This is a genomic window from Neptunitalea lumnitzerae (assembly GCF_027924185.1).
Classification (GTDB): Bacteria; Bacteroidota; Bacteroidia; order Flavobacteriales; family Flavobacteriaceae; genus Neptunitalea; species Neptunitalea lumnitzerae.
On the sequence record NZ_BRVO01000006.1, the window covers coordinates 1 to 6,260 of the forward strand.

Annotated in this window: 4 protein-coding genes and 1 pseudogene; all 5 read right to left on the reverse strand. The window is 30.8% G+C overall.

From position 1 onward, the window contains the following. Positions 1-457 precede the first annotated feature (457 nt). Positions 458-2,155, reverse strand: a complete 1,698-nt coding sequence (locus Y10_RS16850; RefSeq protein WP_281766594.1) for a hypothetical protein — start codon at positions 2,153-2,155, stop codon at positions 458-460. 17 nt (positions 2,156-2,172) lie between these two features. Further along, positions 2,173-3,423, reverse strand: a complete 1,251-nt coding sequence (locus tag Y10_RS16855) for a DUF4249 domain-containing protein (protein WP_281766595.1) — start codon at positions 3,421-3,423, stop codon at positions 2,173-2,175. Between the two features lie 19 nt (positions 3,424-3,442). After that, entirely contained in the window at positions 3,443-4,702 is a 1,260-nt protein-coding gene (locus Y10_RS16860; RefSeq protein WP_281766596.1) for a DUF4249 domain-containing protein, read from the reverse strand. A 3-nt stretch (positions 4,703-4,705) separates the two neighbouring features. Next, positions 4,706-5,926, reverse strand: a complete 1,221-nt coding sequence (locus Y10_RS16865) for a DUF4249 domain-containing protein (RefSeq protein ID WP_281766597.1) — start codon at positions 5,924-5,926, stop codon at positions 4,706-4,708. A gap of 3 nt (positions 5,927-5,929) precedes the next feature. Next, a pseudogene (locus tag Y10_RS16870) lies at positions 5,930-6,260 on the reverse strand (DUF4249 domain-containing protein); the annotation flags it as partial.

The following is a 6,260-nucleotide window of genomic DNA, read 5'->3' on the forward strand; positions in this document are numbered from 1 at the left end:
GAGTATGTCGCCGCCTTTTTTAAAACCCTTACAGGTAACTGTGAGGGTTTTTTGTTTTTTATAGCTTTGGTAAACTGTATGCTATAGCTGAAAATAAAGGGAAGTAATCTCTTTAGCTTGTCTAGCATACGTATACGGCTGTTACATTTTCTTTATACTCTTCTTTTAAGCCTATTTAATACCCTATAAATGTTTTCTTAGATACAACTCTCATGGAATTGGTTTTCTTGTTTTAGAATGTATGTTTTTGGTTTAGTAGTATAAGCTTCAAGTTGTATGCATTCTATGATAATGTGTCTTGTGGTGTAAAGGTTGGTAATGGATGGGGAGTGTATTATTTTATTGAAAGAGTACAATGAATGCTTTGTAGTACTTGTTTTAATGTTTAAGCGCTAGATAAAAAGAGTGTGAGATATACCATATCTCACGCTCTTTTAAATTAAACTATATTTTCTATTTACTCTACAGTAAAGGGTTTGTTTATGGTAATAGGAGTACCATCTGATTTAAAACCTTGAAATGAAATTATGTATTCACCTTTAATATCAGAGGTATATAATTCTAGTGATTTGTTAGTTTTAGGAGCTACAGTAGGTTGCCATAATAGCTGATATCTATAATCTGGTATTTTCGTTTTAGTTGTGCTACCATATTTTTGATTAAAATATACCTTAGGCATTAGTGGGCGAATAATGTCTGCATAGTATATGGGGTGCTCTTCTGTGCTTATTGGCATAAAGTCTTGAGTTTTTGTGAAAATTGATACCACCCCATAGTACAATTGGTCTCCGTATATGTAACCTTTATTCACCAACTCTATACGATCTATTCTTGTAGCACCGTATTCAATTAATTGGTGTATATCTTTTAGTAAGATGCCATCTACAAAAACTAGTGTTTCACCAAAAACTTCATCAGATGCTTTGTTTTCATAATCGCGAAGATGAAGAGTGTAAGTTTCTTTCTTTTTTTTAAGAAATAGTTCAGGGATTATTTCAATGATGGTTTCTTTGAAAGACTTGAATCTTGTGTACTCGTCTAAAATGTATGTTTTTTCTAAAGTAGTATAGAAGTTTTCAGTGTTGATTACTTCAAGAGGAATGGTATCTTGTTTAACCTCGAAAAATACATTTTCTATTTGGTTGGCAGTGGATCTTTGCTTTATGGTTTCAGATAATTTAGTGTTAATTGTGTAAGGTGTTTCTATGTTTAAAGCATTATAGTTTATTAATACGGTGTCCAAACTCATGATGATGGGTTTGTTTTCTAATAGTTGTAATGCTATTTTATTACTAGTTGAAGGGTTTGAAAGAATAAAATTGAAATGGCCTTCTTTATCTATTTCGGTAAGTTCATAATCAAATTGAGTACCATAACTAGATAGTGCCAAAGTAGGATCTGACAGTGAATTATAGTTGGTAATAGTACCCGATATAACCTCACCTCTTAATTCCGGCAAAAATGTTTTTAAACCAACATTGTTAGTATTAATTATATTCTGAGTAAAATTACTACTGGTAGGTACTTCTGTTAATGTATCTAAAGCATCAAATTTTCGCACAGATATGGAATATTGACCGTTTAAGAATTCATCGTCTTCTAATAGAGAGCTGTCAAAACTAATAGTTACTTTTTCGCGGTTTAAATATTTTTTCTTGTTTGTTTCTAATAAATTTTCATTCATTAATGGAACATTTGTTATGACTACATTAGTAGTTGTAGTATCAACAATTACTTTATCTGTATTTAAACGTTTAAACGGATTTATGATTAGAAGATTACCTTCAAATAACTTGTTGTTATTAAGCATTGCTTTTGTGTAAGCAACTACTTTATAACTACCAGAAGAAATATTAGTGGGTATGAAAAAATCTCCTGAACCAACACCATCTTTTATAGATATTTTTTGTTTGGCAACAGATTCCTTATCACTACTAATTAGTTCAACATAAGCAATTTTACTTAAGGAGCTTAAATTATTGTTGTTCTTGTTGTAACAATATAGTTTGTAGTATAAAGTTTCTCCTGTTAGTATAGAAGCGGTATTGTAATGAAGAAATATTTCTTCATTGATTAAATTATTTATTTGAGCATTAGCTTTGGGTAGTACACCCAAACCAATAATTAAAATTAAGAAGTGAATTTTTTTTAGCATATAGTTTAATTTAATGGTTAATCTTCCCAAAAAGCGGGTTTAACATTAGAGGCAAATGTGGTGCAATCTGCACATTCAGGGTTTATAACGGTATAGATTTTTCCGAGAATTTCAAAATTTGTTACTTCTTGTTGGTATTGAAGGACTTGATAATTTTCTAAAAGGAGAAGTGTACGTAACACTAAACGATCTGGCTGTTTAAAAGGATTACAGGCATCCATATAGTCTAATTCATGTATATCTTGTTCTACAGGATACGATGGTTGTGAAAAACCAAAATCTGTAAAATCGAAAAATATACGTTTAGTTTTAACAGCAGTAACATTAAAATTACCTATAATTTTTTCTTCAGAATTATTATTAAATATATTGCCTTGTATATGTCCTGTTTGAACAGGAGATAGCACAGAACCATTGCTATTGAGTTTATCTAGCGTTTGGTAATATTGATAGCTTTGATAGCTTTCTGAGTATACAGTAGCTAAGATAGAGTACCTTTCTGCAAGAATGTAATCATCCTTGTTAATAAATCTTATTGGGTGTTTATCTATTATATTTTGGCTAAGGTTATTAGAGTTAGCTAAATTTATATTATTTGAATAATTGGTCTTGTAGCAAATGTTCACTGGAGCATCTCTTTCCGTTAATATAATGTCATACTCTACAGTAATACAGTCTGGACCGTAAAAAACTGGTGATACATAGTTCTGAATTTCCCATTCAAAAGAACTCACTCTTGGAGTTCTTATTTTGTGTGTTTCTTCGTAGGTATATCTTAGATATATTGGGGTGGTGTCATCACTTTTAACATCTATATACACTTGCGCACCTTCAGTACCTTCTTCGTTAAAAGCATGTTCTGCATATAAATCATTTATTTGGATTTGCGGAGGAGTATTTTGCCATTCAGAGGTATACTCATTACCGTTTGACGTGGTTATATGTAGACTATAGCTGTTGTTTTGTTGCGCATTAAATTGGACATCTGATATGTACGTAGAATCTGTTTCTATTTGTGAAAAATTAAAAATTTGCCCATCTGTATCTTCTATCCAAACGGTGGCATTATTTACATAAGTTGCTGATTCTGTTGTAAGAGGGTAAGATTTGGTTAATTTTACTGTTTGGTATTGTAGGCTATCTGTTAAAGTAGCATCTACTACTAATAATTCTTCATAAGAATTTGTAGCAATAGGATAAGGTTCTACACATCCTATCAATATGATAGATGTAACAAAATACGATATGTGTGTAATTACTTTTTTCATAGCCTTATTAATAGTTTAACTAATCTTCCCAAAAATCGGGTTTTATGTTAGAGGCAAAAGTTGTACAATTAGAACATTCTGGTCTCCAAAGTGTGTAAATGGTGCCATTTCTTTCTTTAAGTTGAAAATTATGTTGGGTAATGAATTGATAAAGTCTGTCTTTTGGAGAAGGCCCTTCTGGACTACATTCAATTTCATAATCAAGAGTTATTGTAGGTGCAGGTGGGAGGAGGAAATAAGTAATTAAACAATCACTAAAATAGGATGGTTGGTTAAAACCAAAATCTGCATAATCAAAGAAAATACGCTTTTTGGCCGTTGTTGTAACATTGAAAAATCCTATAATTTTTTGGTTTGGGTTATTTACATTTACTAAGTTCCCTGTAAAGAACCCAGGTTGTGTAGTTGATAGAGTTTCATTCTCGCTATTCATATTTTTAGTAGTTTGATAGAACTGATATGCCTTATAATTTTCATTATAGGCTTTCACTAATATGCTATATCCTTCACTAATAATATAATTATCATTTTCTATAAAATGTATTTTTACGTTAAACACATTATTAGAATCGTTATTTTGTGAAGAAGCTAAAATTAAATTATTAGAATAATTGGTGTCATAACAAATAGAAGTTTCTTCTGTTACAGGTGTAAGCTCTATTGAATAGTTATAATCTAAGCAATGAACAGCACCATCATTTAAAGGATAAAAATAGAAATCCTTAACACTTATAATAGAATCAATTCGGTAGGGTGTTTTGATTTTATAAGTTTCTTCGTACTCAAACCTGTTCAAAAGATTATTGTTGCCCAAAGATGTTACATCCGCATATACTTGAATACCTTCAGCTCCAGCATCGTTCGTTTCGGCTTGTGCAAAAACGTTTTCAATTTTAATTGGGTCTGGTGTACTTTCTTCGGTAGAAGTATACTCTTCGCCATCTTCTGTTTTAATATGTAGCGTATATGAGGTATTTTGTTCTGCTTTAAAAGTGACATTGGATTGATAAATAGAATCAGTTTGAATTTGATGAAAGTTGAATATATCTCCATTAGAATTTTCAATCCATACCTCTGCATTGTTTATGTATGTTGTAGATTCAGTATTTAAAGGAATAGAATTGGAGAGTTTAACGGTCTGGTATTGCAAACTATCTGATAGACTAGCATCGACCACCAATAGTTCTTCAAAATCTTCAGAGGCTATAGGGTATGGCTCAGTGCATCCTATCAAAAAGATGTTAACTATTAACATTATGTAAGTATAGCTTCTTTTCATAAGTTAATCTTCCCAAAAATCAGGTTTAACGTTAGAAGCAAATGTGGTACAATCTGCACATTCAGGGTTTACCAAAGTATATATGCCATCTTCTACAATATTAACTAGTCTGTAGTTTCGGGTATTCGCATCATAATAAAGTAAATCTGCATTGTATATCCCTAAAGCACATTTATCTCTATAATCATATTCGTTCACATAGCATTCTGAAAAATACGCTGGTTTTGAAAATCCAAAATTTGAAAAATCAAAGAATATTCTTTTCGTTTTGACCGAGGCTACATTAAAATATCCGATAATTTTTTCTTGGTTTGATACGTTTGAAATATTTCCCTGAATAAACCCAGGTTGATTTGGAGATAAGCTACTTTCTTGACTATTTAATTTTTTTAGTGTTTCGAAATATTGATAAGCCTGATAATTTTCAGAATAAACATAGACTAAAAAACTATACCTTTCAGAAATTACATAATCATCTTTAGGGATAAATTTATTTTCAACTTTGTTGATAGTGTTAGAAATTAGTTGGCTGTTATTAGCTAAAACTATCGTATTAGATGTATTTGTTTTGTAACCTATTTTAGTTTGTTCTTCTACAGGATGTAGCATTATATAATAAAAATAATACCAGCAGTCAAGAAATGAGTTATAAAAATAAACTCTTTCGGAAAATTCCATATCAGCATACACTGTATAAGGAGTAACTATTTTAAAAGTTTCATCATACTCATACCTGCAATACAAATTGTTATTGTTAGTACCAGTAACATCTGTATATATTTGAACACCTTCTACACCTTGTTGATTTGTGCGTGCTTCTGCATATAAATTATCAATGGTTACTTTTTGAGGTGTAGTTTCTTCAGTTGATTGATATTCCCTTCCGTCTTGAGTAGTTATATGGAGGCTATATGAGGCATTTTCTACTGCTTTAAAGGGCATGTCTGATATATAAGTAGAATCATTTGCTACTTGACTAAAGTTGAAAATTTGATTGTTGTTGTCTCTTATGTATACGGTAGCATTGTTTACATATACTAAAGTATCTGTATTTAATGGGTAGCTATTAGTAAGTCTTACAGTTTGGTATTGTAAACTATCTGTAAGTGTGGCATTCACCACCAATAACTCTTCAAAATTTTCAGAGGCTATAGGGTATGGCTCGGTGCATCCTAACAAAAAGATGTTAACTATTAACATTATGTAAGTATAGCTTCTTTTCATAATTTAATTTTCCCAAAAATCGGGTTTAACGTTAGAGGCAAACGTGGTACAATCTGAGCATTCAGGGTTTACAATGGTATAGTTGTAATTGTCATAATCAATAAATTGATAATTACGCGTCATTATGTATTCATATAGCATAGCTCTTTCATCTGTTCCACCTCTAGGACAAACAATATTATAATTCCAAGTAACTACATTGCATTCCGAAAAATAATCAGGTTTTATATAATTAAAATCGGAGTGATTAAAGAATATTCTTTTTGTTTTAAGGGTAGCCACATTAAAATAGCCAACAACATTTTCATCAGTGTTGCTAATATTTGTAATATTA